Genomic DNA, 25,691 nt, shown 5'->3' on the forward strand with positions numbered 1-25,691 from the left:
CGGGATGAGGGAAACGAAAAATGATAGCGATACGCAGTACGCTGCCGCTCGTCGAACCGCCGGCGTGGGCGCAGCTGGAGCGCGAGCTGATCGCCCGCATGAACGAGGCGGCGGAGCTGGCGATCTCCCGATACGTGCGCGAGGACGGCACGATGCTGTGGCCGCCGGACGCGGACCACGAGGACATCGACGCGCTCGACGATATGTTCGAGAGCTTCCACAACTGGCCGCTCCTGTATATGCTCGGCGGGGACGAACGGCTTCGGGGATGGTCGCTGCGGCAGTACGACGCGATCGTCAAGCAGTTCGCCGGCGTTCAGACCGGCCACGGCCATCCGATGGTCGTGGACGAGTACGAGCAGGGATACGACTGGTTCCACCAGGGCGAGGGCTATCTGTTTTTTTACTTGCTGAACATGATGGACCCCGCGGGCGGGACGAACCGGGAGCGGGCGATCCGCTATGCGGATCTGTACGTGGAAGAAACGGCCGGCAACTACGACGCGGCGCGCAACGTGATCCGCAGTCCGCACAGCGGGAGCATGGGGCCGGGCTGGCGCAACTTCGCCGGCAAGTCGTGGGGCTACGCGAACTGGAAACGGTTCTACGGCTTGCCGTTCCAGGACGTGCCGGGCGTCGGGCGGCTGGACGACGTGAAGGAAGAAGCGGCGGCCGCGGCGATGGGCCGGGCGCTTGAAGCGCGGCAGAGCCGCGGCGACGCGGCGGTGAATCTGGCCGTCACGTCGATGGTGGCGCAGGCCTATCTGCATACGGGCGACGACAAGTACCGCCTGTGGATCGAGCGTTATGTAAGCGGCTGGATCGAGCGGGCGGAGGCGAACGGCGGCGTCGTGCCGGACAACGTCGGTTTGGGCGGGCAGGTCGGCGAGTATACGGGCGGGAAATGGTACGGCGGCTACTACGGCTGGACGTGGCCGCACGGCTGGCATGCGGTCGGCTGCGCGGTGATGGCGGCGGCGGAGAACGGCTGGCTCGTCAGCGGCGGCGACGAACGATACTTGCAGTTCGCGCGGCGGCAGCTCGACGCCTTGACGGAGCGGGGCATCATGCACCGCGGCACGCTGCATGTGCCGTACAAGTACGGCGATCCCGGCTGGTACGATTACGACCTGTGGATCGACAGCGTGCTGCTGGCGGACGGGAGCGCGTCGCGTCCGCACGAGCCGACCGGCAGTCCGGTTCTGTGGCGGGACGGCTGGTTCGAATTTCAGCCGATGGAGCCGCACTTCCCGGCGCATCTGTGGCATGCGTCGATGGCGGAGGACGACTGGGACCGCGCGGTCAAGCTGCGGCACGCGCACGAAGACGACGCGCGGCGCGTCCGGTCCGGCTTCCGCGTCAAGAAGGACTTCGGCGGCAACGACGAGCCGTGGGCCGCTTACTTGCACGGGGGAATACCCGGATTATCCGCTGCATATGCTCCGGCACAGCCTGACGCTGCTGTATTACCGGCTGGCCTTCATCCATCACGATCGGGAGGATCCGGCGTCGTATCGCGAGACGTACTTCCAGTATCGCAATCCGGTCGTGACGGAGGCGCTGTCGCAGCTCATGTGCGGCGCGCCGCGCATGATCTACAACGGCGGGCTGTGGTTCCCGCGCGTGCGGTATTACGATGCGGAGCTGCGGCGTCCCGGCGTGCCGGACGACGTGGCGGCGCTCGTCAGCAGGCTGACTGAAGACGAGGTGGAGCTGGAGCTGGTCAATCTGCATCCGTCCCGCGCGCGGCGGCTGATCGTGCAGGCGAGCGGCTACGGCGAGCACCGCATCGTTCGCGTCCATGCCGGGCAGCTGTCCGGCGAGCTGAAGCTCGCGACGTACGTAGAAGCCGGGGCGCCATGGCCTGCCGCCGAGCGGACGACGCGGACGACGGAGATCGGCGCGCCGGCGTTCGAGGTCGAGCTGGCGCCGGCTTCGCGGCTGCCGCTGGTGCTCGAGGTGGAGCGCCATGCGTACAAGCCGAGCTATCGGCAGCCCTGGGAGACGGCATGAGTAGAGTGCTTGCGGGAGAGCACTTGAGGAAGCGGATTTCTGGAAGAGAACTTGCAGAAAAGTGCCCGCGGAAGAGGCTTTGCTGAAGCGTACTTGAGGGAGGAGGACTGGAGCGGAAGTGACAGCCATGATCGAGGATATACGAAGCTTTTATTTGCTGCACGGCCGTCGGGACCCGATCCCTTACGGCATCGGCTGCGCGTACGTGAGGGATGCGGCGGTTCACCGCGCCGCCTACGGGAGCGGAGTCCGGTATTTCGATACGTCCTATAACTACGGCAAAGGCGCGAGCGAGGAGGTGCTCGGGCAATTCGTCGCCGAGACGGACAGGGGTTCCATATTCATCGCGACCAAGGCGATCGTCGTGCCGGGGCGGTTAAGCGGTCCGGAAGCGGCGGCGCTTGTCCGCGCCAGCCTGGAGGCAAGTCTCGGGCGGCTGCGCACCGACTATATCGATCTGTATCAATTGCACGAGACGACGTCGCTCCATCAGGCATTCGGCGAGGACGGCATCCTGCAAATGCTTCAGGCGGCCCGGCGGGAAGGCTTGATCCGCTATATCGGGATCGGCACCGCCAGCCACGAGGTGCTGGGGGAAGCGGCGGCAAGCGGGGCGTTCGACAGCATTCTGACCTATGGCGACTACACGCCGTTGGAGCAGAGCGCGCAAACGCTCATTCAAGAGGCCGCAGCCTCGGGCGTCTGCGTTGTCAACGGCAGCCCGCTCGCCGGCCGGCTGATCTCGCGCGAAGACCCGCGCAGCCTGGCGCTGACGGAGGACGATCATCGGCGGCGGCGCTTGCCCGCCGCGGTCGCCTACCGGAGCTGGTGCGCGCGCGGCGGCGTCGATCCGGTCGGCTTCGCCCTGCAATTTCCGCTCGGCTGCCCGGATATCGCGCTGAATTTATTCGGACCGGCATCGCTCGGCCAGCTTGAGGAAAATCTGGACCTGCTGGCAGAGCCGTTCGAGCAGCAGGCGTACGATTCCTGGCTCCAATGGTATCAGGCGTGGCGCGGCGGCGGCGGTTCTGATCCTGAAGCTCGCCGGGAGGAGGGGGAGCGGTCATGCGCTATTTTGACAGCCACGTGCACTTCTGGCAGCTCGCGCGGGGAGATTACCGCTGGCTGAAGCCGGACAATGCCGCGCTCTATCGGGACTATGTGCCGGACGATCTGTTCGCCGCGGCGCCGGGGGGCCGATGTTGAAGGCTTCATCGCCGTACAAGCCGCGGCGACGACGGCGGAGACGGCGTATTTGCTGGCGCTGGCCGACCGGCATGAACGCATCGCCGGCGTCGTCGGATACCTGAACCCGCTCGCGGACACTTTCGCAGAGGAATACGGCAGGCTGCGCCGCCATCCGCGATTCGCGGGCATTCGGATCGACCGCGCCATCGTCGAAGCGTACCGCGGAGCGCCCGACCCGGAACGCCTGCCGGCGAATCTGGCCCTGCTGGAGCGGGACGGCCTTGCCGTCGATCTGCTGATCGGGCCGGCGGATATGCCGGTCGTGGCCGGATGGCTGGCGCGCCTCCCCCGGCTGAAGGCGGCCATCAACCACATCGGTTCGCCGGACGTCCGCCGGGGCGAGCTGGAGCCGTGGGCAACGCTAGTGGGCGAGCTGGCGTCGTTTCCCCGCGTTTATTGCAAATGGTCGGGGCTGATCACCGCGGCGGGGGGCGCGGATGCAGAGGCGCTCGCGCCGTATATTGGGCGGACCGCGGAGCTGTTCGGTCCAAGCCGCATCCTGTTCGGCAGCGATTGGCCAGTCGCCTTGACGGCGGGAACGTACCGGGACGTCTTGCAGCTGTTCGAGCGGCTGCTGCCGCAGGCGTGGAGCGAATCGGAGCGGGACGCCGCGAGAGGGGCGAACGCCCGGCGATTTTATACGGAAGCGGGAGATCGGTCGTGATGAGAGTGAGGCAGCTGTATTACGCCCAGCTTCGCCAAGGCGCGGAGCGCGCGTTCCGTCAGCAGGTCGGGCGTGAGTCCGCCGCGCTGCGGGAAGGCTGGGAGAGCGAAGGCTTGCGCGAGATATCCGTATTCGCCTGCGGCCCGTACGTTTGCATGTATGCCGAGCGTCTGGACGCGAGGGAAGGCGCCGTTTGGGATTGGCCGCGTTCCTACGAGACGTATTTGGAAAAATGGCCGCCGGCGCCGTCGGGGACGCGGACGGGCGGCGCGGACGAGGCGCCGTTCAGGCTGGCGGTCCCGATGATCGACATTTTCCACGACGGGCTTCCTGAGGAGCTCGAAGCGTCGGGCGTCCGCTTCCGGCCGGAGGAACGGATCGGCACCCTCGCGCGGTTGAAGCCGGCGCTGGCGTCGAGCTATATCTACTATCACTATCAGCGCCAGGAGGAGACGCCCGGCAGCTTCAACGCAAGCTGCGTCATCGGCAGCGCCGGCGCGCTTCTGTTCAACTACCGCGAGCTGCCGGCCGTCGCGGGCGCCGTCAATCGGCAGGGGCTGCTGACGACCAGGCTGTCGCCGGCCGACTGGCACGAGGTCATGGCGCCGCATTTCGATCCGTGGGCGGATGCGAAGGCCGGGGAGGAGCTGTGGCGCAGGATGGTGCGAATCGTATGATAAGCCTGCTCCTTGACATCGGAAGCACCTCGATCAAGTGGGCGGTCTACGACCGGGAGAAACGGCTGAAGTCCGAGGCTGCTTCGGTGCCGTTTCCGATGCCCGTGGAGAATCGTCCGCCTATACACGAGGTGAGCGTCGAAGATATCGTCCGGCCAATCATGGACATGTTGCAGCGTTATGCCGCCACGGTGGACCGCCTTTACATCTCCACGCAAATGCACGGATATTTGCTCGGCGACGGCAGCGGCGGCTTGCTGACGCCGTATATTTCCTGGCAGGACCGGCGCAGCACGCTGTCCGCGAATGGACGGAGCTGCCTGGCGCAGCTCCCCCGTTCGATTGCCGCCGGCGTCGGGCAGCAGCGTTAAGCCGAACTCGCCGCTGTGCGGCTTGTTCGCGATAAAGCTGCTGGAGCCCCAACTGTTTTCGCGGGCGCGGCGCTTTTACACGCTGGGATCTTATATCGCCTGGCGGCTGACGGGCGCGAATGCGACGCATATCACGGATGCGGCAGCTTGCGGGATGTACAACAAGGAAAACGGCACGCCGCAATTTAACCCCTATCCCGAGCTGGAGCTGCCCGAGGCGACGATGAAGGTGCTTCCGATCGGCTTTTGGGGGCATGTAGCGGTGTACAGCCCGGTCGGCGACCACCAGGCCTCGGTGCTTGGAAGCGGGCTGCAGGACGAGCGCGAATACTTGCTGAATCTGGGGACGGCGGCCCAGCTTTGCGTCGTCGCGGAGTCGCATGCCGAAGGCGCGTTCGAGAGCCGGCCGTACTTCGGGGGCCGGACGCTGTGCACCGTGTCCGGCCTGCCCGGCGGCCTGGAGATGGCGGCCCGCTCCGGCACGGCCGGGCTTGCGGACGAAATGACAAGCGGCTACCAGTCCGCGATGATCAAGCTGCCCGCCAGGGCGCGGCTGCTCGTGACCGGCGGAGCGGCCAGGCATCACGAGGCGCTCGTGTCCGCGGTCTGCGATCGGCTGAACGTGCCCTATCGGCTGCGTTCGGATCGCGATGCGCTGGACGGGCTGATCGAACTGATCGATCGGACGGATTGATCGGGCGGATCGATGCACATTTCGATGAACGGGTTGATGAACGGATTGGTTCGAGCAAATGAAGAAGGTGAAAACGATTTGAAACCCAACGAGATATATGCGGGCACGATGCTCAGCGAGATTCCGCTGCCCAATATGGCCGTGCTGTTCAAAAGCGGCGGACTGGACTTTTTTTATCGTCGATACGGAGCACGGCGGCTTCGACCACGCCGCGCTGTCGGGACTGATCATGACCGCCCGGCTTGCCGGCATCACCGTGCTGGTGCGGCTGGCGGATCATTCGCGCAGAGATATTACCCGGCTCATGGACATGGGCGCCGACGGCGTGCTGCTGCCGATGACCGGCGGCAAGGAAGACATCGCGGCCGTCGTCCGGCATGCCAAGTACGCGCCGGTCGGGCGGCGCGGCATCTCGACCACTCGTGGGCATACGTTGTACGCGCCGCCGGCCTTACGCGATTATATGCAACAAGCCAACGAACGCACGCTTGTATTCGCGCAGATCGAATCGAAGGCAGGACTGGACGCGATCGATGAGATCGTCGGCCTGGACGGCGTTGACGGCGTCATTGTGGGACCGAACGATCTGGCCTGCGATCTCGATTGCCTCGGGGGAGGCGGCGCCGATTCTGGACGCGATCGCCGCCGTTGCGGCAGCGGCGCGTCGCCACGGCAAGGCCGGCGGCATCATCACCTCGGAGCCGGTTTTTCTGCGGCATGCCAAGGCGCACGGCATGGGCATTTTCTGCATCGGCAGCGAGCTTCATATGCTGAAGCTGGCATGCCGGGGTATCATCCAACAAGTAGAGGAGCTGCAACGATGAACCGAATTCGTCTCGTCCACCGCGACCATCTGAGCTGCGAGCCGATCCTTCGGCGCTGTCCGAACGGCGAGCTGATCTGCGTCGGCCAGGTCGGCGACATCACGGAGCCGGCGCCCGGCAATCGGGTCGTCGTTTTTCATAGTAAAGATAACGGAGAAACCTGGTCGGAGCCGTTCCCGATCTATCCGGAAGACGGCCGGGCGGTTTACGCCACGGAGCTGATGCTGCTGGACGGCGTGCTCTACGCTTTTTTGACGCTGCACAACGGTCATTTCGTCAACTGGCGGTGCACGACGATGCAAAGCCGCGACAACGGCTATACGTGGGAGGACATCGGCATCCATCCCGCCCTGCCGAATTTTTCGTTCGCGCGCGGGATGATTCGGCTGAGCAACGGCGACATCGTCATTCCGTATCAGTACTACCCGATCTCCCCCGAAGAAAACGACCGTCTGGCGCAGTCCGGCTTGAAGATATGGGAAGCGCGCATCTCGCATGTGGAAAACGGGGTGCTGATCAGCAAGGACAACGGCCGGACCTACACCCGGCACGAAGGGCCGCGGACGCCGATCAAGGGGGGAGGGGCTGCCCAAATGGAACTGGCCTGAGCCGACGCTCGCGGAGCTGTCCGACGGCACGCTCGTCATGCTGCTGCGCGTCAACGAATCCGGCTGCCTGTGGCGAAGCGAGTCGCGGGACGGCGGGGCCGGTTGGAGCGCGGCCGAGCGCACCGACATTCCGAATCCGTCCAACAAGCCGAAGCTGATCGCCATGCCGGGCGGCCGAATCGCGCTCATCCACACGCCGAACGGCAAGCACGGCATGCTGGAGCGTAATCCGCTGGCGGTCTGGATCTCGGACGACGACATGCGGACCTGGGGCTACAAGCGGATCGTGAGCGATTTTCCCGGGGGCTTCTGCTATGCGGACGGCATCTGCGAGGAGGGGGGCAGGCATATTCGATTCACGATCGAGTACAGCCGCTTCAACATTTTGTTCGTCGATCATGAGGTAGAGTTAGAGATCGAGGCAGAGGCAGAGGCAGAGGCAGCGGCAGAGCCAAAGGAAGCGGAAGAGCCAAAGGCAGAGGTTTAAGGCACAGCCCGGCGGCTAGGAGGGGGAGAGCGAGCGATGAGCGATAACGGATGGCCGATCGAGACCGTCATCTATAAAGAAGCGAACGGCGCGCGCCTTAAGCTGCTGGTCTGCAAGCCGGAAGGCTGGCACGAAGCGGACGGCCGCTCCGCGGTCGTATGGATTCACGGCGGCGGGTGGCATAGCGGCGCACCGGAACAATTCTTGCGGCACAGCCGGATGATGGCGGATCGGGGCGCGGTATCCTTCAGCGTGGCGTACAGGCTGCTGCCGAGCCCCGGTACGCCCGATACGGCCGGACGCGCGTCCTCGCTCGAAGATTGTATGGCGGACTGCCGTTCTGCGATCCGCTTCATCCGTACGAACGCCAGCCGGTTCGGCATTCGCCCGGATCGAATCGCCGTCGTCGGCGATTCGGCCGGCGGCCACCTGGCGGCCAGCCTCGCATTCGGCCCTGCGTTCGGCCTCGTCGATGGCTGCGACTCTGAGCAGGCTAGCGTGGACGCCGATCGCGAGGTTTCCGCCAGGGCCGATCTCATCGTCGATTGCAACGGCATCGTCGATTTGACGGGGAAATGGAAGCAGATGATTCCGGCGCGGTCGCCGGTCGCCGGATGCGAGGACGACGCTGTGCACGCCTGGATGGAGAGGCATGAGCGAGCCAAGACATGGTCGCCGCTCTATCGCGTGTCGGCCGGACAACCGCCGATGCTGATCTTGCACGGTTTGGCCGACGACGTGGTTGCGTCCGAGGATGCCGTTCGCTTTTATGAAACCTATCGATCGGCCGGCAACGACGCGGAGTTGGCGCTTTACCCGGGCTGGCGACATGCATTTATCCTATTCGACTATAAGGCGGCGGAGACCGAGGTGCTGCGCGCGATGGGGCGGATCGAGGCGTTTCTGGCGCGGCATGGATACTAGAATACATTTTCACGATAGCAGGTCAGCCGGAAGTTTCGGCTGGCTTTTTTTCTATGATTGCTATGCGGGTAGCCGTTGAGTGCAAGCCGGGCGGCGGGCACCGGACCCAGGAGGCGTTATTTTCGCCAAAACCGGTACTTTGGCGAACGTTTCGGACCGGGTGACGTTATTGACCCGGTTCGAGGCTTAAAAAAGGCCGGCAACCCCGAAATAACGGCTTCTGAGTCCGCAACCGTGCCGTTAATCGCGCCAGGAACAAAATAACGGCCCCGGAGTCCGCTAGCAGGTCCGCTAGCAGGTCCGCAAGCGGGACCGCAACCAGACCGCGAATCGTGCCAGGATCAGAAATCAGAATCCACCCGCGTCTACGAGGGAATTTAGCGATCCAGGCAGGAAAACGGAGATTGGTGTCGAAATCGTGTGGGTCGAGAAGCCGGATGAGTCATCTTTCTATTTCTTCTAAACGAAAGGGGCGGACTTATTGCGTTATGCGATCGGAAGCGCGGTAATCAGCGCATGTCTGCTGCTCGGTACGACCGGACCGTCTATAGCATCGGCGGCATCCTCCCAGTCGAAGAGCGGCGCCGCGGTGAAAACGGCTGACGTGAAGGCGAGCAAGACGTACGCGCAGAGCACGGTCGACCGTCTGAACGTACGGACGTCGCCGAAGCTGACCGCGTCGGTCATCCAGATGATCGGCAAAAGCGGCAGCTACGAGGTGCTGGACACGCAGGGCGAGTGGCTGAAAATTCAATTGTCGGACAAGCAGGCGGGCTGGGTGTTCGCCGATTATATCAAGCTAACGACTAAAGGCTCAACAAGCGGCGCCGTTACGGCGGTCGTCAAGTCGAATACCGGGCCATCGGTCGTGAAGATCACGGACGTCACCAACCTGCGCAAGGGGCCGAGCACCGAGGACGATATCGTAGGCAAGGCGCAGCCTGGAGATTCTTATCCCATCCTCGAGAAGGTGGGGGGATTGGTACCGCATCTCCCGCGGCGCGAAGGGGACGGCCTACGTGGCGGCCTGGGTCGTATCGACGAGCGGCGGCGCGGACGATTCCGGTACGAAGACGGCGAACGCGGCGAGCGGCAGGCAAGTTTACATTTATCATACGCACAATCGGGAGTCCTGGAAAAACGTCGCGACGCAAACCAAGGGCTCATCGATCGACGACCCGAAGGTTAACATTACGCTCGTGGGCGAACGGCTGGGGACCGCGCTGCAGAAAAAAGGCGTCTCGGCGTTCACGGCGGACGACGACGTTACGGAGCGGCTCGCCACAAAGAACTTGAGCTTCTCGCAGTCGTATACCGAGTCTCGTAAAATCGTGCAAACGGCGATGAAAGAGAACGCGTCGCTCGGTTACTTTTTCGATATTCACAGGGACGGCGACGTACCGCGCAAGCAGACGACGGTGACGATCGGCGGCAAGACGTATGCACGAGTGCTGTTCGTCATCGGCATGGGCAACGCGGATTACAAAGCCAACAAGCAATTCGCTGAGGCGCTCAGCGAACGCCTGGAGAAGAAATATCCGGGCTTGTCGCGAGGCGTGCTGATGAAGGACAAGGCGCACGGAGACGGCGAATACAACCAATCGCTGTCGCCGAACAGCATGCTGCTCGAATTCGGCGGCGCCAACAACACCTTGCAGGAGGCGCTGAATACGGCCGACGCGTTCGCCGATATCTTCGCCGCTTATGTCGGGACGTCGAAGCTGTCGATCTGATATGAAGAGAGCCATGGGAAACTTCCGCGAGGAGGTTCTCCGTGGCTTTTTAACGATGGCAATCTTTGCGTCTTGCGATATAAGGAACCATTATACATGCCGCCGGCGTGCTGCTCGGTATGGGACGCAAAGGAAGGCGAGAAATGAAAGGATGCATTAACTCGTTGAATACAACTTCAACAATCATAACCACATTTTTCGATACTGCAGCGGCGTGCGATTTTCGTATTTCTTAAAAGTCACAATATAATGGCTAACGCTATCAAAGCCAACGAGCTCGGCAATTCTCTCTATTGATTTTGTTCGTTCTCGGAGCAAGAGCGATTTGCTCATTGTAATACGCTGTCTGATTAAATATTCAATGGGAGAGCACCCGGTCCAAAGTTTGAAGGCTCTCGTAAAGTGGGATTTGCTCATGTTTGCTTCTCGGGCCAAGTCGTCTACGGAAATAGGTTCGGCATAACGAATTTGCAGGTATTGAAGTGCTTTCTCGAGGCCATCGCTTTGACGCGCCAGAATACCATTGCCGGAAGGGGGAGGTTGTACCTGCTGTGAAAACCTCCATTAGTAACTGAAAGATATGAAGTGCGGCTTCTGCTTCAAGGTTAACTCCGTTGCCTCTAATGATCTCGATAAGACTTCGCTGGTGCTGAATGAACCTGTGTGGAACCGGAAGCCGAATGACGGGTCCGTATTTATCGTGTATAGCTTGCATATAAGAGGCACTTCCGTTTCCATCGAAATGTACCCAGCCTACGTCCCATTGCTCATTCGAAAGCGTCCCGTACTCATGATATTTCCGGCAATCGATAAGAATGACGGAATCAGCCAGTAACTCATATTCCCTGTCTTCGTGCTTAAGATAGCCGCGACCGCTAAAGGTGTATTGAAATAAATAACTATCAAACCCTTCCCGCGTAATGACGTAATCGTCGTCATACTTCCATCTTCCGATATGTTGTACATACAAAAACGTAGACCTAGCCAACTGACTTGGTGTGTAGACAAGCATTCCATAATCTGTTGAATCCATAGTTATCCCCTCTACTAATTAGCGCAATAGTTATATTTTTAAGCATTTTAGCTAGAAAAGTCCTTTTAAATCAAGGATATAATATAGCTGGATACATGAAAAATATAACACATAGACGGGGTGCAAGAATGAGCGGCGATTTTCCAATCAGCGAAATGATTGAATGCGCGATCATGGACAGCCGAAGATATCACAAAGCCGACGGAGACATGTGGCCGATTACTTGGGCGGCGGACGGCCATTGTTACGGCGCGGCAGGGGACAATCTTGGAAGTCCAATGAACGTATGGCGGATTGAAGGCCATCCGGGCGAACCATTCTGGGGGGCCGTATCCTCATCTGTTTCTCATCGACAACCTGCCGATCGACCCCAAGGAATATTGCCAGCGTCCCCATGTGCATCCGCATTGGGGAGTCAAGCCGGCGAGCTTGCTGAGCTTGAACGGTGTATTGTATTTCGCGGTGCAGTTGATGAATTTCGGAGATAATCCGTCTTTTAATCGCCAACATAATATTTCCAGTTGGATCATTACGAGCGATGATAACGGCAACACATGGAACCGGGAGGCGACTCGGCAGGATTTCTTTGACGGCCGATTGGCATCTCCGCATTTCATCCAATTCGGGCAGGATTACGAGGGGGGCCAGGGACGAGTTCGTCTATGCGTATTTCCCTGCCGCGACGGACGGGAATAGCTATTGGTGCAACGGCGATTACCTGCTCCTGGGAAAAGTCCGCCGAGATCGCATCCTCCAGCGCGATGCGTGGACGTTCTATTCGGGCGATGAGCATGGCCAACCGGTCTGGCATTCGGATGCGGACCGCGCAGCTCCGGTATTTGAATATCCGCTGATGACGGGAGAAAATCATGTTTCGTTCAATAAAGGCTTAAATCGGTATATCATGGGCAACTTTTCATTCACGGATAAACAAGGCAACCCTCGTCCTTATCACCAGCAGCCGGGAGATCCCATTGACGACAGCCGGTTTCCGAGCCAGTTGACCTTGTTCGAGGCTCCGAATCCATGGGGGCCTTGGTCCCTGTTCCATCAGGACAACAACTGGGGAAGCTCAGGTGACTATCAGCCCATATTTCCGACGAAATGGATCAGCGAAGACGGCAAGGAAATGTGGATGGTGTCTTCCGGCAGCGAAGAGGATTACAATTTTACTTTTCAGAAAGTCCGGTTGAAGCTGCGCTGAGAGAGAAGCATGTGACTCAGGAGAAAATCGCAAATCTGTCGTGGTCTGGATATCCCGCAAGCTTCTCGTACGCTTAGCAATGCGTAACGTTAACCGGCAGGGGCGCTGCAGCCGCTGGCGTGAAACGAGAATGCCGCCCGTCGCCGCCAAGCGCCAGCACCGCTACGATTCGCTCCTGAGGACGAACGCCGAACGGCTCGCACTGCGCCGGCTCGTAGATCCATTCCGGCATCGTGCGCCGTACGGGCCACGGCTCGGATGCGGCCAACAATTGAAAGTTCTGGATCAGGCAGCATACCGCCGCATAATCTTCTTCGCGCTTGTGCGGATCCGATTCTTCCTTGGCTACGACCAGGAGGAACGCTGCAGAAGAATCTCCCTCCAAGGCGCGGAGCCTATTCGCCGATTCGCCGCCGGCCACGTAGACAAAACGCCACGGCTCTCGCAGTCCGTCGTTGGGCGCCCAGACGGCATCGTTCAGCAGGGCCAGAACGCTTTGCGAAGATACCGTTGGCAAAGAGGCCTGGAGTTCTGAACCTTTCTGCGCAGATGCCTGAGGCTGGTCCGCATACCCGCTCATGTCACCTTCGACGATCGTCCACTTTTGCTCCGCGGGCGTTCTTTTGCGCGCTCGCGGCACCTTTTCATAAAATCCGATGCTTAAGATCCCCGCGAATCTTTCGCCTTCCCCCAAACCGATCTCCCGGTCGAACGCAGCGCTGTTCAGCATCGGATCCGTATACCACAGCATGCCGAGTCCCTGTTCCCAGCCCAGCAGCTGAACGTTCTGCATAATGCTGCATACCGCCGCATAATTTTCGTCGCTCTGCCGCTGCGTGCTGCCGGATTCCGCGATGAAGACCAGGTGCGCGGGCGTATCCGTCACTTGCTTTTTCATGAGATCGAGCATTTTGCCCGGCAGCAGCTTGCCGAGCGTGCTTCCCTTCACCTTGGCGACCATGCTGTCGGCCAGTCTGTGGCGCGCTGCCGGCGTGGAATAGCAAATACTGCGCCAATGAGAGGCGCCTTCTCCTTCGGCCTGGTACAGACTTGCAGCCTGGTTCAGCAAGGAATCGATCATTTCCCTTGCAACCGGCCTGGCGCTATATCTGCGGATGGATCTGCGTTCTCTTATCGTGGTGGACGTATTCAAAGTAAATCCCTCCCCGCACGCGAATCTAGTCGCAATATTGTTTACAGGTAAACTATAATTCCGGAATACGCATCTGTCAAATTCATTTTTTATCGCCTAGACGATGTGCTATATTTGTTTATACATAAACGATAATCACCGTATCGTAAGGGGCGCTATGACATGACGAACACATCCGACGGGCTTAAGCGATTGCTGCACAGCCGATTCAACCACTATCTGCATGTACTCGAGCAGACCGTCACTTCCGAGATCGATGCGTTCGCCGATCTTGCGCGCTTGCAGGGCATCTCGTCGATTCCGAGCCATATGACCAGCGTTCACGTCATCGATTGCATCGGGCGCCACGAGCCCGTTAACAACACGTCGATCGCGGAGAAAATGAACCTGTCCAAGGCGAGCATCACGAAAATAAGCGCCAAGCTGCTGCAAGAGGGATTCATCAAGCGAAGCCAGTTGAACGACAACAAAAAGGAAGTGTACTTCAGCCTGTCGACCAAAGGCAGGCAGATTTTCGAGGTGCACGATATGATGCACGACAAGATAGAGGCTTCTTTCATACGTGCATTAGATGCCTTTTCCGAACCCGAGCTTGCGGCATCGCTGAAGTTTATCCAGACGTTGATCGACCAGACGGATAAGATTATAAAAGGCGAGATCACGTTGTAAGGCAATTGCGACAGGGTGCTGCCTGCTTGACTGGACGCGCGCATGCGGCGAAGATAGAGGCAGGAACGCAAAGGGGTGACTTGGCCATGACCGTTTCCGCGCGCAGGAAAGTCGACTTTTTGCAATTGGCGCCCTATGTCCGTTATATTCACGAATACGACGGACCGGGCGACATCAAGGTGCCGCCCCGCTTTATCTACGATCACGAGCTTGTCTTCTTCACGCATGGCGGCGGCGTCTACGCCATCGATGGCGTAACCTACGAGGTCGGCGCTGGCGACCTGCACGTCATTCGGCCCCATCAGCGCAATTCCTGCGTTATTCCCCCCCGGACACGCGCGTTATTTTGCGGTTCACTTCGATTTTCTGTACATGGGCGACACGCTCGATTTTCCGCCGGAGGTGTACACGGACTGCGATTATACCCAGGATGCGCTCCCCGTCGAGGAAGGCCTGGACGAACGACCGCTCGTCGAGCCAAGCGAAGTGGAGTTTCCGTCCTTGATCCGAACCGGCGACCCGCTGCATTACGAGCGACTGTTCACCGACCTGCTGCGCGCGTTCACCGAGCGGACGCCCGGCTTCCAGTTGGAGATGCGCGCGATTTTGCTGAAAATATTGCGGCTCATGTACCTGGATACCGCTTATGCGGAAGAGAACGCCAACAAGCGGCAGGGGCGGAAGGAGATCGACGAGGTTATCCGCTACTTGCGCGACCATTACCGCGAGAGCGTCGACTTCGCGCGGCTGGCGGCCGATCTGGCGCTATCGCCGAACTATTTGCGCACGATGTTCAAGAAAGCGACGGGAAAATCGCCGTTGGAATTCGTCATCCAGTGCCGCATGGAGAAAGCCAAGGCGCTGATTCTGGAAGGACGGCATCCGATCAAGCGCATTAGCGAGATGGTCGGGTACGACGACGCGCATTATTTTAGCCGGCTGTTCAGGCGGTACGAAAAAAGATCGCCGAGACAGTACGCGGACTTGATGCTTCCTATCGTAAAATCGTCCACCTTTTCCGATATCCCCTCTATCTACAATCCGGATCCCCGCGCCTATAATGGAGGCAAATCAATGAAGCGTGTATTCGAAGGAAAGCAGTCCAAGAATTAGGCAAGGAGGACGTTGTTTGAAAAAGTCGCCATTCGAAAAAGAGACCATGCTCGTTCGCGATGCCTATGAAGGCAAGGAGGGGCCGGCATGCTAGCCGGCCTCGTTCGCACGATCCGCTCCCGTCTGCTGTACAAAATGCTCATCAGCTACTCGATTCTGACGCTCGTCCCGCTCGTCGTCGTCAGCGCCGCGTTCTATGTCCGCTCCGATCAGTTGCTGGAGAAGAAGGAGACGGAGACGGTGCAGCAGGACCTGAACGCCACCGCGAGCAAGATCGACGCCCGGCTGCATGAGGTGCGCAAGCTGCTGTCGGAGCTCGGACGGCAGGAAGCGATCCGTTCCCTGCTGCTCATGGACGCCCGCGAGGGAATCAAGCCGGAGGACGAGGACCACCGGCGGCAGGAAGCGGCCGCGGCCGAGCTGATGCAGTCGGAGTTGGAGCAGGCCCGCAACAATGTCGGCGAATTCGTCGACAATATGTACCTGATCAACAAAGAAGGCGCCATCTATGCTACGGATTCCAGTAAGCGTTTGCAATACGTATCGGCTTTCGGGCTGCTTCCCTTCGAGTTTCCGAACGTGCCGCAATGGGCGTTTTTTACGGACGACAAGCGGATGGCCTGCGACTTGAAGCTGTATGTCGGCGGCGCTGCGATGACTTCGGAAACGGAGATCGGCATGCTCGTCCTGACCCTCGATCCGGCTAAGGCCTCCCAGCTGTACGAGAGCTACGAGCGGGGCACGTTTTATATCGCGAATGCGGACAACCTGATCGTATCCTCCTCCGAACTGTCCGACATCGGCAACTTGCTCGATTCCGAAGGCCAAGGGGACCGGCTCGTCGTGCGGCAGAAATCGCAAACGTCCGATTTTCAATATGTCCGTATCGCGACCGCAGGCGCGAACGAGCTGGTCAAAAAGCAAACGCTGTTCGCGCTGGCGGTGACGCTGGCGGCCTGGGCGGCCGTGTTTATTACGACCTATCAAATTCTGAAGCGGATCACCCATCCGATCGGTCGGCTATACCGGCTCATGCGCAAGGCGGAGCTGGAAGAATACCACATCTTCCCGAACATCCGCGGACGGGACGAGATTGCCATGCTCTGCCGCGGCTACAATCGATTGGTCACCCGGACGGAGCAGCTGATCGAGACGAACTACAAGAACGAGCTGAGGGTACGCGAAGCGGAGCTGAAGGCGATCCGCATGTATATCAACCCGCATTTCCTGTACAACATCATGGAATATATCAGCGTCATCTCCCAGGAGCCGGATAAAGCGAAGTACGTGCCGGATGTCGTGCGGAAGCTGTCGGGCATTTTCCGTTATTCGATCACGCCCGGCGGCACCTTCGTGCCGCTTGCGACGGAGCTGCAATACGTGGAGAGCTTCCTGCAGATCCATCAATACCGCTTCGGGGAGCGGCTGCAGTATTCCATCGTATTGCCTGCGATGTTCCGCCAGGCGGCCGTCCCCCGATTCATGCTCCAACCGCTTGTGGAGAACAGCATTCTGCACGGCATCGACCGTCTGCCTGAGGGCGGGAGGATCGAGATCGAGGTACAGGAGGCGGACTATCATCTGGAGATCGTGATCCGCAATCCTTCGCCCGAGGAAGAAGAAGCGCCGGACGGCGATTCCTCGCGAGCGAGCGAGAAGCGCGCAAGGCGCGGGCTCGGCTCCGGCATGGACAACGTGAACGATCGTATCCAGCATCATTTCGGCGGCGATTATGGCGTCCAACTGGCTCGCGACGAGGGATTCGTAACCGTGAGAGTGACGATACCGTTCCAAATATGGCAGGAGGAATCGACGGGATGAAAATGCTGGTCGTGGACGACGAACGGGAAATTCGAGACTATATCGCAGGTATGCCGGAATGGGCGGACATCCGCTGCACCGTGGCGGCGGTCGCCGCGAACGGCGCGGAAGCGCTGACGCTCGCGCGAACCATACGGCCGGATATCGTGCTGACGGACATCCGCATGCCGGTGATGGACGGCATCGCGCTCGCGGAAGCGATCCGCAAGGAGCAGCCGGAGCTGCCGATCGTTTTTCTGTCCGCCTACAACGAATTCGAGTACGCCAGGCAAGCGATCCGCCTCGGCGCCGTGGACTTTATTACGAAGCCGTTCGTCGCGGCCGATCTGGTATGGGCCGTGAAGCAGGTGCAGCAGCAGCTCATGACGGAGTGGAAGCACCAGGAGGCTTTTTTTTGCCTTGTTCGGCGGGCCGGCGGAGCGCGACGAGGAGAAGCTGGCGTGGCTGCGCGACCGCAATCAGCCGGACGAGCCGTTCATCCTGCTCTACGGCGAGCTGGATACGGTCGCGGGGGCGGCCGGCGAGCGAAGTCCGTTCCGCGAGCGCGCCGTACTGGCGGCGGTGATGCCGGCGCTGGAGCGAAGCGCCGTTCCTTATTGGACGCAGGGAACGAACAGCGGTCTCTATGTGTTGCTGCGCGGGAGCGGGATCGATCCCGCGAGACTGCAAGAGGAGGCATTCGAGCTCGCCAAGCAGATGGTGGAGCTCGGAGGCGCCGCAAGCGAGCTCTCCCTGTCGGTCGGGATCGGACGGGCCGAGCCATCGCTGCTTCGCTTGCCGGACGCGCTCCGGCAGATCGCGGAATGCATGGAATACCGGATGCTGATCGGGAAGCGGTCCGTCATCGCATACGATGCGATCCGCTCGATACGGAGCGAGAAGGACCGGCAGCTGTTGCTATCTACCAACCGGCTGGAGGAGCTGCTGCGCGTCGGCGATCGCGACGGCATCGCGGACGCGCTGCGCGAGGCGTACCGGACGATGCTGACCGTGGGCGCCGGCAAGCCGGACATTCAGCATTTTTGCATCGACCTGGTCGAGAAGGCGGAGTACGTGATGGAGGAATTCGGCCTCTCGATCGATCCGAAGGACAAGCTGCGCATTCGGGAGAAGGTGCTATCCAGCGTCATCCTTACAGATATGATGCGGGATATCGAGCAGCTGCTGCAGGGCAGCGCCACCCGGATCGGCACGCTGGTCGAGCAGGCGCCCAAGCGGCTCGTCGCCGAGACGAAGGCGATCGTAGGACAAGCGTACGAGGACGAGCTGACGCTGCGGATGGTCGCCGAACGGCTGAGCGTCAATTATTCCTATCTGAGCCGCGTGATCAAGAAGGAGACCGGCAAAAACTTTTCCGATCTGCTGTGGCTCACCCGCATCGAGGCGGCGAAGGCGAGGCTGCTGAGCGAAGACTTGAAGGCGTACGAGGTTGCTTATGCGGTCGGGTTCAAAAACTACGCGCACTTCAGCCTGCTGTTCAAGAAGGTCGTCGGGATGTCTCCGAGCGCCTACAAGCTCCATGCATCTGAGCAACGCGACGGAGGGAAGTAAAACACAGCAATGATAAACCAGAATGCAAGTATCCGCGCGTCGTTAGAAAGCGGTTACAATCGGGCTAGCAAGTTATCCTGTTGCAACTAGAGCCAGACAGGAGGGAGCTCGAATGGGCAGCGGCTACGAGGTGGCGGTTTATTACTTTCCGCAGTGGCATGCGGATCCGAAGAACGAAGCGGGCAAAGGGAAGGGATGGACGGAATGGCCGTCGCTACGAAGTGCCCAGCCCCGCTTTCTAGGGCACGAGCAGCCGAAGCGGCCGCTCTGGGGCGAGATCGACGAAGCGGATCCGCGCGTGTCCGAAATGCAGATTCGGGAGGCGGCCGACCACGGCATTACCTGCTTTCTGTACGATTGGTACTGGGATATGGGCGGGGGAGAGGGTCCTTTCCTGCAGCGCGCGCTGGAGGAGGGATTCCTGCAGGCGGCCAACCGCGATCGGCTGAAGTTCGCCCTCATGTGGGCGAATCACAACGAAGTGTCCCGGGCGCGGTTCGACGCGATGACCGATTACATCGCGGCCCATTATCTCGGTTATGACAACTACTTGACGATCGACGGGAAGCTGTACTTCTCGGTCTACGAGTGCATGACGCTGATCCGCGGGCTGGGCGGCATTGAGGCGACGGTCGAAGCGATGGCCGATTTTCGCCGCAAGGTCAGGGAAGCCGGCTATGCGGATCTGCATCTCAATTTTGTCGAGTGGGGATTAAATCCGCGGCATGCCGACATCATCGGCTCCGACGCGAACGCGCTGCTCGCCAGGCTTGGCGGGAACAGCGTTACGTCTTACGTGTGGCTGCACCATGCGGAGCTGGAATCGTTCCCCGGCGTCGACTATGCGTCGTGGTCGCGGCAGGCGACGGGGATGTGGGACGACTTGCAGGCGCGATTCGCCTCCGTGCCCTATTATCCGAACGTGACGATGGGATGGGACCCGAGTCCGCGCTGCGATCCGGACCTGCCGTACGTCAGAGGGGATTATCCGTATACGCCGGTCGCGACGGACAATACGCCGGCCGCTTTTGAAGCGGCGCTGCGAGAAGCCAAAGCGTATTTGGACCGCATGCGGCTCTCGCCCCCGATGCTGACCGTCTATGCATGGAACGAATGGACGGAAGGGGGATATCTGGAGCCGGACACCAAGCACGGCATGGGTTATCTGGAAGCGATCCGAAACGTATTTCATTCTTGACCGAGAGGGAGAGATTCAGATGCGAAAAATCGTTTTCTTTTGCGTATTGTTCGGCTCTATGTTGGGATTGGCGGTGCTGGGGGGGGATTCTCCGGCACCCGGACGGCGTATGCCGCCGATTATTCGGTTCAGCAGTGGCAGGCGGTCGAAATTACGCTGAACAGCTCCGTTGCTTACGCGGATCCGTTCAACGGCGTGGACGTGACGGCAACCTTTACGGGGCCGGGCGGCACAGTCATCACGCGTCCGGCGTTCTGGGACGGGGGCAGCGTATGGAAGATCCGCTTCGCGCCAACGAAGACCGGCAGCTGGACGATGACGACGGCCGCCACGGATACGGCGAATACGGGCCTGCACAACGTGACGAAGACCGTAGATGCCGTGAGCTATACGGGCAGCAAGGATATCTACAAGCACGGCTTCTTAAAAGCGAGCACGAATGGCCGTTACCTCGCCTACGCCGACGGTACGCCGTTCTTTTACCTCGGCGATACGCACTGGATCCTGCCTCATGAGCGGTTCTCCACGTCGAACGCGACAGGCGTCGCTTCGCAGTTCAAGTACACGGTGGACAAAAGGGTCGCCCAAGGCTTCACCGTCTACCAGTCTGAGCCGATCTGGCAGCCGCATGGCGGCGGGACGCACGCAGGAGCCGACGAGGAAGCGGTCGCCAACCTGAGCGACGGCTTTACGAACGCCGATCTTGCAGGCTTCGCGAACCTCGACCGGAAGTTCAAGTACATCGCGGATCAGGGGCTCGTCCATGCGAATGCGCAGGTGAGCTGGGCGAACGATCCTGCAAGCTACGGCGTCTACACGAATGCGTATATGGCCAAAATCGCGCGTTACTGGGTTGCCCGCTACGGGGCCTATCCCGTCATCTGGACGATCGCGCAGGAAATAGACAAAAATCAATACGGCACTTATAATGCGACGACGATCCAGAAATGGTACGCGGTCGGCCAAAGCATCTCCGACAACGACGCGTACAACCATCCGCTGCTGCCGCACATGGAAGATACGAGCTACACGGTCGCCTCGACCTCGTGGTGGGCGAGCAAAGCCTATCACGACGGCTGGGCCGTGCAATGGCAGGGCGACATGACCGGGATGAGCAACGCCAAGAACTTCTGGTACAATCCCGTCGCCAAGCCTTCGGTTCTTTATGAGAGCGCTTACGATCAATTCTGGACCGACTCCAATGGGGCGTTAGGCGCGGCCTACAAGGCGTTTCAATACGGCATTTACGGCTATGGCTACGGGGCGGCCGGCGTGTGGAACGACATTTATGCCAAGACGGGAGAGCCGGACGATTATGGCACTGGCTATGAGATGCCGGCCAAATATTACTGGTGGTACGACGGCGCCAACCTGGCGACCGGGGATCGGCTCTCTTATTTCAAAGCGTTCTATACGAGCCTCGAATGGTGGAAGCTCACGCCGCGGTTCGATGACAACGCTTGGGGTTCTTTCAGCGACGGATCGCGTTCTCTTCTCTCGTCGGACGGGAACAGCGTCTACGTGGTGTTTTTCTTTAACGGCACGACGGCGTCGGGGACGCTCAAGCAGATGGACAACAGCCGCCTGTATACGGCGCGATGGTTCAATCCCCGCACCGGCGCGTATACGACGATCTCCGGCGCGGTGCATGCCTCGGGCGGGCTCTGGTCGATACCGGGCAAGCCGGATGCCTCCGATTGGGTGCTGCTCGTGCAGAAGACGACCGCCGCGGCGCCGACCAATCTGGCGCTGGGCAAGACGTATTCCAGTTCGTCTTCGTGGGATGCGAGTCAGATGGCGCCAAAGGCGTTCGACCAGAACTATATCACCGATTGGCAAGCGTGCAACGGCTGCTGGAGCGGGCAATGGCTGGCCGTCGATTTCGGCGCGAATACGACGTTTAACCAAGTCGTGTTGACCGAATACAACAACCGGACGCAGGGATACCGAATCGAATACTGGAACGGTTCGACCTGGCAGACCGCGTATACGGGAACGACGATCGGGGCGACATTCATTCCGAGAGCGCTGACCTTTCCCGCCGTGACGGGGAGCAAAGCGCGGATATACTTTACGTCCGGCAACGAGAGCGCACCGATCCTTTACGAATTCGAGCTCTATCATCTTTGACGCCTCTGGCAGGGGGACAACCGAGACGACAAAGAACAGAAGTAAAATGGAGCGATGATAAACACGAATGCAAGCATCCAAGCGTTGCGGCAAGGCCACTATACTTTGGAGTGTAAGCCATCATTATTAGAGAGAAGGTATGTGTATGAAAAAGAGGGCGATGATCCTGTGCGCGCTCACGCTGCTGGCGGGCACCGTGTTCGCGGGCTGCAGCAATTCCAAAAATGCGGGCGGCAGCCCGGGAGGCTCCGAGACGCCTGCTAGCGCGAGCAGCAGCGCAACGGCTTCCGGAGCGCAGCAAAGCGAAGGCGTTTCCAACGACAAGAAGTTTACGATTCGTGCCGGCGCCTGGTTCCTGGATGACCGGGCATACCAAGTAGCATTTAAAAAGGCGATCGAGGATGGTTACAAGAAGCTGTATCCGAACGCCAAGATTCAATGGGACGTTACGCTTGGGGCGACTTACTTCGACAAGCTGAAAGCGCAATTCGCCTCCGATACGGCGCCGGACGTGACGTTCTACCAGACGCTCGACTACGCAAAAGCCGGCAATTTGCTGGACCTCTCGAACGAGCCTTGGGTTTCCAAAATGTCCGAATCGTCGAAGAAGGATCCTACCTTGAACTATGAAGGCAAGATATACGGAGCGTCGGGCTGGGGCTACCTGGCCGGAGGCATATGGTACAACCAGAAGCTGTTCGACGAATTGGGCATTCAGCCGCCCAAGACGGTGCAGGAATTTCTTGACGCTTGCGAAAAAATCAAGGCGGCCGGCAAAACGCCGATCGCGCTCGGCTTCAAGGACTTGTGGACCGCGGATATGTTTCTCATGTGCTGGCTGCAGTCGTATACGTTCCCGAACGATCCGGACTTTGGCAAAAAGCTGTACGACGGGACCATCAAGTTCGACGACGCCACCATTCAAAAGGTCTATCAGAACATCGAGACGATGAAAAGCAAGGGCTACTTTAACGAAAACGCGCTTAGCATAGACTGGCCGCAATCGGCGCAGCTATTCGCTTCCGGCGAAGCGGCGATGATCGTTCAAGGCCCGTGGATGCCTGCCTCGAATAAAGAAAATATCGCCAAGGGCGGTTATGATTCGTTCCAGATCGGCTTCTTCCCGTTCATGGACGATCAGGGCCATCAAAGCCTTGTCGTGAACTCCGGCAGCGGGCTGGGCATCAACGCCAAGACCAAGCTGGTCCAAGAATCCAAAGACCTTGTCAACCTGATTCTGAGCCCTGAAATTATGGGCCCGTGGCAGGAAGGAGAAGGCAGCCTGCCTACGCTTGAGGGCGTGGAAGTGAAAAGCACGGATCCGGTTAACGATACGGTTAAGCAGTATTTGGACAGCGGTCTTACGCTCCCTTACAAACTGAGCGCATTTATGCCGGCCAGCGCAAGCAATGCCATGATCGACGTTCTGACCAAGGTCGTCTCGGGCGTCAAGTTCAATCCTTCTGATCTGCAGGCGGCGCAGAACGCCATGGAAAAGGATAAAGCGACAGTCGTGCTGCCGCAAAGCTGATTCTGCCTGAACAAAGGCAATATAGGCTTTATCGTCTTAAGCCGCTACCGTTCAACCGCAGTTGCTGCGGTTGAACGCATTAATACTTGAGAGAGGGAATTGCGGCGATGAATTTGAAGCGAAAGCAGGTCGTGGCGGCGAGCCTTTTTTTTTAGTTCCCGCAGCCGCCATTTTTCTTTTGTTTTTCTATGTTCCTTTTATCCAAAGCATTTATTATTCGTTCACCGACTGGAGCGGAATCGGGGCACCGAAATTCATCGGTTGGGATAATTACGCGCATGTCTGGAAAGATCCGCATATGACGGAAGGGCTTAAAAATTCGTTGAAGATGGCGATATTCGGCCTTCTCGTGCAGAACTCGCTGGCGCTGCTCGTCGCGATCTCGCTCAATCGGCAATTTCGTACGCGCTCCTTCATTCGAACGGCTTTTTATTTGCCGGTCATCATCAGTCTGGTCGTGGCGTCCGTCGTATGGGGGCAGATGCTGCAATTCGATGGATTTATCAATGCGGTGTTGAGCCAATTCGGATTCGGAGCCATTACGGAAGATTGGCTTGGCAATGTGAAGACTTCCTTCCCGGCCATCATCTTGCTGACGCAATGGCAGGCGATCGGCTATTGCGCCATTATCTACCTGGCCGGCCTGCAGGCGATTCCCAAGGACATGTACGAAGCCGCGGAAATCGAAGGTGCAAGGGGCTTGTCGCTATTCCGTTACATTACCCTGCCTATGCTTATGCCGGCTGTATCTATCGTGCTCTTCCTTACGGTGGTCGGCGCGCTTAAGCTGTTCGATTTGCCTTATATTCTGACCAACGGCGGTCCGGGCACCTCATCGTATACGCTCTTTTTTGGCGGTGTACAATGCGGCGTTCAAGGAAAACAATTACGGTTATGCTACCGCGGGCGGCATCGTGCTGGCCATCTTTATCGTCATGGTATCCATCGTACAATTGACCTTCACGCGCCGAAAGGAGGTCGAGCTCTGATGAACGATGCCAAGCGGGCTTCTCTCGGCATGGAGATTGTGCTGATCGTAGCGGCATTGCTATTTTTGCTGCCGGTGCTGTACTTGTTCGCCATGACGTTTAAGGAGCCCGGCATCTTCTACAAGCCGCTTAAATTGCCTGATCAGCTGTATTTGGAGTATTACAAGCAGGCGCTGGGCGTGGAATTTTTCCGCAGCTTGTGGAACACGCTGCTCATCACGATCGGCGGCTTGTCGCTGACCATTTTCGTCGCCTCCATGGCCGGATATGCGCTGTCGCGCCGAAAGGAACGGGGCTTCCAGATTTTTTTCTACTTGTTTATGTCTGGCATGATCATTCCGACCGTAGGCTCGCTCATTCCCTTGTTTAAACTGGCGACTTCTCTTCATCTGATCAATACGCGACTCTTGCTCGTCTTCTTATACACGGCAGGGTTCATTCCGTTTGCTTCCTTTCTCTACTCTGCGTTTACAAAGTCGATTCCGCGCGAGTTGGAAGAGTCGGCAAATATAGATGGCTGCGGATCCATTCGGACGTTCTGGGTCATTATTTTTCCCTTGCTGCTGCCGGCTACCGGTACTTTTATTCTAACGAACGCCTATGGAATCTGGAATGACTTCCTGACGCCGCTTATTTTCCTGAATTCGCCGGAGAAAATGACGCTGATGCCGATGATCGTGCAGTTTATTTTCAACAAGCAGTCCACCAATTTCGGCCCCGTATTCGCAATCAGCGTCCTGGCGATGCTGCCTCTGCTCCTTTTTTTCATATTGACGCAGAAACATATGCTTAAAGGGCTCGTTATGGGCTCGGTCAAAGGATAAGCAAACAGGGCTGCACCAGCGAGACAAACTTGAGACGGGTTTGAGAGGAGCAATAGCAGCTAAATGAAGGAACTATTTTCAAAGTTTAAAAATCCCGGCAATGAATATCGGGGCAAGCCCTTCTGGTCCTGGAACGGGGAGCTTGATCGCGAAGAGATGCTCAGGCAAATCGACGTCTTCGAGCAAATGGGGTTCGGCGGCTTTTTTTATGCACTCGCGGACCGGCTTGATC

Annotated in this window: 24 protein-coding genes and 1 pseudogene; 22 read left to right on the top strand and 3 right to left on the bottom strand. The window is 59.1% G+C overall.

What is annotated here, in order from left to right:
- Positions 1-20: 20 nt before the first annotated feature.
- From OMP40_RS14920 to spoIIP, 12 genes are all read left to right on the top strand, one after another.
- Complete coding sequence (locus OMP40_RS14920; protein WP_277532360.1) at positions 21-1,700, top strand: hypothetical protein; 1,680 nt, start codon at positions 21-23, stop codon at positions 1,698-1,700.
- Positions 1,660-2,013: a hypothetical protein gene (locus tag OMP40_RS14925; RefSeq protein ID WP_277532362.1), complete on the top strand. Its 354-nt coding sequence runs from the start codon at positions 1,660-1,662 to the stop codon at positions 2,011-2,013. The genes OMP40_RS14920 and OMP40_RS14925 overlap by 41 nt, the downstream gene beginning before the upstream one ends.
- A gap of 127 nt (positions 2,014-2,140) precedes the next feature.
- Positions 2,141-3,142, top strand: a complete 1,002-nt coding sequence (locus tag OMP40_RS14930; protein WP_277533208.1) for an aldo/keto reductase — start codon at positions 2,141-2,143, stop codon at positions 3,140-3,142.
- A gap of 9 nt (positions 3,143-3,151) precedes the next feature.
- A complete protein-coding gene (locus tag OMP40_RS14935) occupies positions 3,152-3,925 on the top strand; it encodes an amidohydrolase family protein (RefSeq protein ID WP_277532364.1) in 774 nt (257 codons plus the stop codon).
- Positions 3,922-4,602: a hypothetical protein gene (locus tag OMP40_RS14940; protein ID WP_277532366.1), complete on the top strand. Its 681-nt coding sequence runs from the start codon at positions 3,922-3,924 to the stop codon at positions 4,600-4,602. The genes OMP40_RS14935 and OMP40_RS14940 overlap by 4 nt, the downstream gene beginning before the upstream one ends.
- A complete protein-coding gene (locus tag OMP40_RS14945; RefSeq protein WP_277532367.1) occupies positions 4,599-4,973 on the top strand; it encodes an FGGY family carbohydrate kinase in 375 nt (124 codons plus the stop codon). Before OMP40_RS14940 ends, OMP40_RS14945 begins: the two co-directional genes overlap by 4 nt.
- Positions 4,974-4,995: 22 nt before the next feature.
- Complete coding sequence (locus tag OMP40_RS14950; protein WP_277532369.1) at positions 4,996-5,667, top strand: acetate and sugar kinases/Hsc70/actin family protein; 672 nt, start codon at positions 4,996-4,998, stop codon at positions 5,665-5,667.
- A gap of 97 nt (positions 5,668-5,764) precedes the next feature.
- Positions 5,765-7,099 (top strand): aldolase/citrate lyase family protein, encoded by a 1,335-nt coding sequence (locus tag OMP40_RS14955; RefSeq protein WP_277532371.1) that lies wholly within the window; start codon positions 5,765-5,767, stop codon positions 7,097-7,099.
- Complete coding sequence (locus OMP40_RS14960; protein WP_277533209.1) at positions 7,077-7,586, top strand: sialidase family protein; 510 nt, start codon at positions 7,077-7,079, stop codon at positions 7,584-7,586. Before OMP40_RS14955 ends, OMP40_RS14960 begins: the two co-directional genes overlap by 23 nt.
- A 36-nt stretch (positions 7,587-7,622) precedes the next feature.
- Entirely contained in the window at positions 7,623-8,510 is an 888-nt protein-coding gene (locus OMP40_RS14965; RefSeq protein WP_277532373.1) for an alpha/beta hydrolase, read from the top strand.
- Positions 8,511-8,991: 481 nt separating this feature from the next.
- Positions 8,992-9,699 carry an SH3 domain-containing protein gene (locus OMP40_RS14970; RefSeq protein ID WP_277532375.1) on the top strand — a complete coding sequence of 236 codons (708 nt, stop codon included), beginning with the start codon at positions 8,992-8,994 and terminating at the stop codon, positions 9,697-9,699.
- Positions 9,617-10,243, top strand: coding sequence for a stage II sporulation protein P (spoIIP, locus tag OMP40_RS14975; RefSeq protein WP_277533211.1), 627 nt, complete (start codon positions 9,617-9,619; stop codon positions 10,241-10,243). The genes OMP40_RS14970 and spoIIP overlap by 83 nt, the downstream gene beginning before the upstream one ends.
- 183 nt (positions 10,244-10,426) lie before the next feature.
- On the opposite strand, the gene OMP40_RS41775 is transcribed toward spoIIP, so the two are convergent.
- Positions 10,427-10,717 carry an AraC family transcriptional regulator gene (locus tag OMP40_RS41775; RefSeq protein WP_420871980.1) on the bottom strand — a complete coding sequence of 97 codons (291 nt, stop codon included), beginning with the start codon at positions 10,715-10,717 and terminating at the stop codon, positions 10,427-10,429.
- On the bottom strand, positions 10,602-11,276 hold the full coding sequence (locus OMP40_RS41780) for an AraC family ligand binding domain-containing protein (protein ID WP_420871937.1): 675 nt from the start codon (positions 11,274-11,276) through the stop codon (positions 10,602-10,604). Before OMP40_RS41780 ends, OMP40_RS41775 begins: the two co-directional genes overlap by 116 nt.
- Before the next feature lie 586 nt (positions 11,277-11,862).
- Here OMP40_RS41780 and OMP40_RS14980 point away from each other — a divergent pair.
- Complete coding sequence (locus tag OMP40_RS14980; RefSeq protein ID WP_277532377.1) at positions 11,863-12,480, top strand: hypothetical protein; 618 nt, start codon at positions 11,863-11,865, stop codon at positions 12,478-12,480.
- Between the two features lie 73 nt (positions 12,481-12,553).
- On the opposite strand, the gene OMP40_RS14985 is transcribed toward OMP40_RS14980, so the two are convergent.
- Positions 12,554-13,633 carry a nitroreductase family protein gene (locus tag OMP40_RS14985; RefSeq protein WP_277532378.1) on the bottom strand — a complete coding sequence of 360 codons (1,080 nt, stop codon included), beginning with the start codon at positions 13,631-13,633 and terminating at the stop codon, positions 12,554-12,556.
- A 162-nt stretch (positions 13,634-13,795) separates the two neighbouring features.
- Here OMP40_RS14985 and OMP40_RS14990 point away from each other — a divergent pair, with 162 nt between their 5' ends.
- From OMP40_RS14990 to OMP40_RS15030, 9 genes and pseudogenes are all read left to right on the top strand, one after another.
- Positions 13,796-14,302 carry a MarR family transcriptional regulator gene (locus tag OMP40_RS14990; RefSeq protein ID WP_277532379.1) on the top strand — a complete coding sequence of 169 codons (507 nt, stop codon included), beginning with the start codon at positions 13,796-13,798 and terminating at the stop codon, positions 14,300-14,302.
- 372 nt (positions 14,303-14,674) lie between these two features.
- A complete protein-coding gene (locus OMP40_RS14995; protein WP_277532380.1) occupies positions 14,675-15,415 on the top strand; it encodes a helix-turn-helix transcriptional regulator in 741 nt (246 codons plus the stop codon).
- 87 nt (positions 15,416-15,502) lie between these two features.
- Complete coding sequence (locus OMP40_RS15000; protein ID WP_277532382.1) at positions 15,503-17,236, top strand: cache domain-containing sensor histidine kinase; 1,734 nt, start codon at positions 15,503-15,505, stop codon at positions 17,234-17,236.
- Between the two features lie 50 nt (positions 17,237-17,286).
- Positions 17,287-17,517, top strand: a pseudogene (locus OMP40_RS41785) (response regulator); the annotation flags it as partial.
- Between the two features lie 118 nt (positions 17,518-17,635).
- Positions 17,636-18,787, top strand: coding sequence for an AraC family transcriptional regulator (locus tag OMP40_RS15010; protein ID WP_277532386.1), 1,152 nt, complete (start codon positions 17,636-17,638; stop codon positions 18,785-18,787).
- Positions 18,788-18,899: 112 nt separating this feature from the next.
- Positions 18,900-19,985, top strand: a complete 1,086-nt coding sequence (locus OMP40_RS15015; protein ID WP_277532387.1) for a glycoside hydrolase family 99-like domain-containing protein — start codon at positions 18,900-18,902, stop codon at positions 19,983-19,985.
- Positions 19,986-20,024: 39 nt separating this feature from the next.
- Entirely contained in the window at positions 20,025-22,115 is a 2,091-nt protein-coding gene (locus OMP40_RS15020) for an apiosidase-like domain-containing protein (protein ID WP_277532388.1), read from the top strand.
- Between the two features lie 145 nt (positions 22,116-22,260).
- Positions 22,261-23,646, top strand: coding sequence for an ABC transporter substrate-binding protein (locus tag OMP40_RS15025; RefSeq protein WP_277532390.1), 1,386 nt, complete (start codon positions 22,261-22,263; stop codon positions 23,644-23,646).
- Positions 23,647-23,944: 298 nt separating this feature from the next.
- Positions 23,945-25,459 (top strand): ABC transporter permease, encoded by a 1,515-nt coding sequence (locus OMP40_RS15030; RefSeq protein WP_277532392.1) that lies wholly within the window; start codon positions 23,945-23,947, stop codon positions 25,457-25,459.
- Positions 25,460-25,691: the final 232 nt, after the last annotated feature.

The organism is Cohnella rhizosphaerae (assembly GCF_029525575.1).
Taxonomy (GTDB): Bacteria; Bacillota; Bacilli; order Paenibacillales; family Paenibacillaceae; genus Cohnella; species Cohnella rhizosphaerae.

Coding starts and splice junctions, on each gene's coding strand:
- OMP40_RS15015 (WP_277532387.1), top strand. CDS start 18,900: ATGGGCAGCGGCTACGAGGTGGCGGTTTATTACTTTCCGCAGTGGCAT.
- OMP40_RS15030 (WP_277532392.1), top strand. CDS start 23,945: ATGACGGAAGGGCTTAAAAATTCGTTGAAGATGGCGATATTCGGCCTT.
- OMP40_RS41780 (WP_420871937.1), bottom strand. CDS start 11,276: ATGGATTCAACAGATTATGGAATGCTTGTCTACACACCAAGTCAGTTG.
- OMP40_RS14995 (WP_277532380.1), top strand. CDS start 14,675: ATGGGCGACACGCTCGATTTTCCGCCGGAGGTGTACACGGACTGCGAT.
- OMP40_RS14920 (WP_277532360.1), top strand. CDS start 21: ATGATAGCGATACGCAGTACGCTGCCGCTCGTCGAACCGCCGGCGTGG.
- OMP40_RS15000 (WP_277532382.1), top strand. CDS start 15,503: ATGCTAGCCGGCCTCGTTCGCACGATCCGCTCCCGTCTGCTGTACAAA.
- OMP40_RS15025 (WP_277532390.1), top strand. CDS start 22,261: ATGAAAAAGAGGGCGATGATCCTGTGCGCGCTCACGCTGCTGGCGGGC.
- OMP40_RS14945 (WP_277532367.1), top strand. CDS start 4,599: ATGATAAGCCTGCTCCTTGACATCGGAAGCACCTCGATCAAGTGGGCG.
- OMP40_RS14935 (WP_277532364.1), top strand. CDS start 3,152: ATGCCGCGCTCTATCGGGACTATGTGCCGGACGATCTGTTCGCCGCGG.
- OMP40_RS14990 (WP_277532379.1), top strand. CDS start 13,796: ATGACGAACACATCCGACGGGCTTAAGCGATTGCTGCACAGCCGATTC.
- OMP40_RS14955 (WP_277532371.1), top strand. CDS start 5,765: ATGCGGGCACGATGCTCAGCGAGATTCCGCTGCCCAATATGGCCGTGC.
- OMP40_RS14930 (WP_277533208.1), top strand. CDS start 2,141: ATGATCGAGGATATACGAAGCTTTTATTTGCTGCACGGCCGTCGGGAC.
- OMP40_RS14965 (WP_277532373.1), top strand. CDS start 7,623: ATGAGCGATAACGGATGGCCGATCGAGACCGTCATCTATAAAGAAGCG.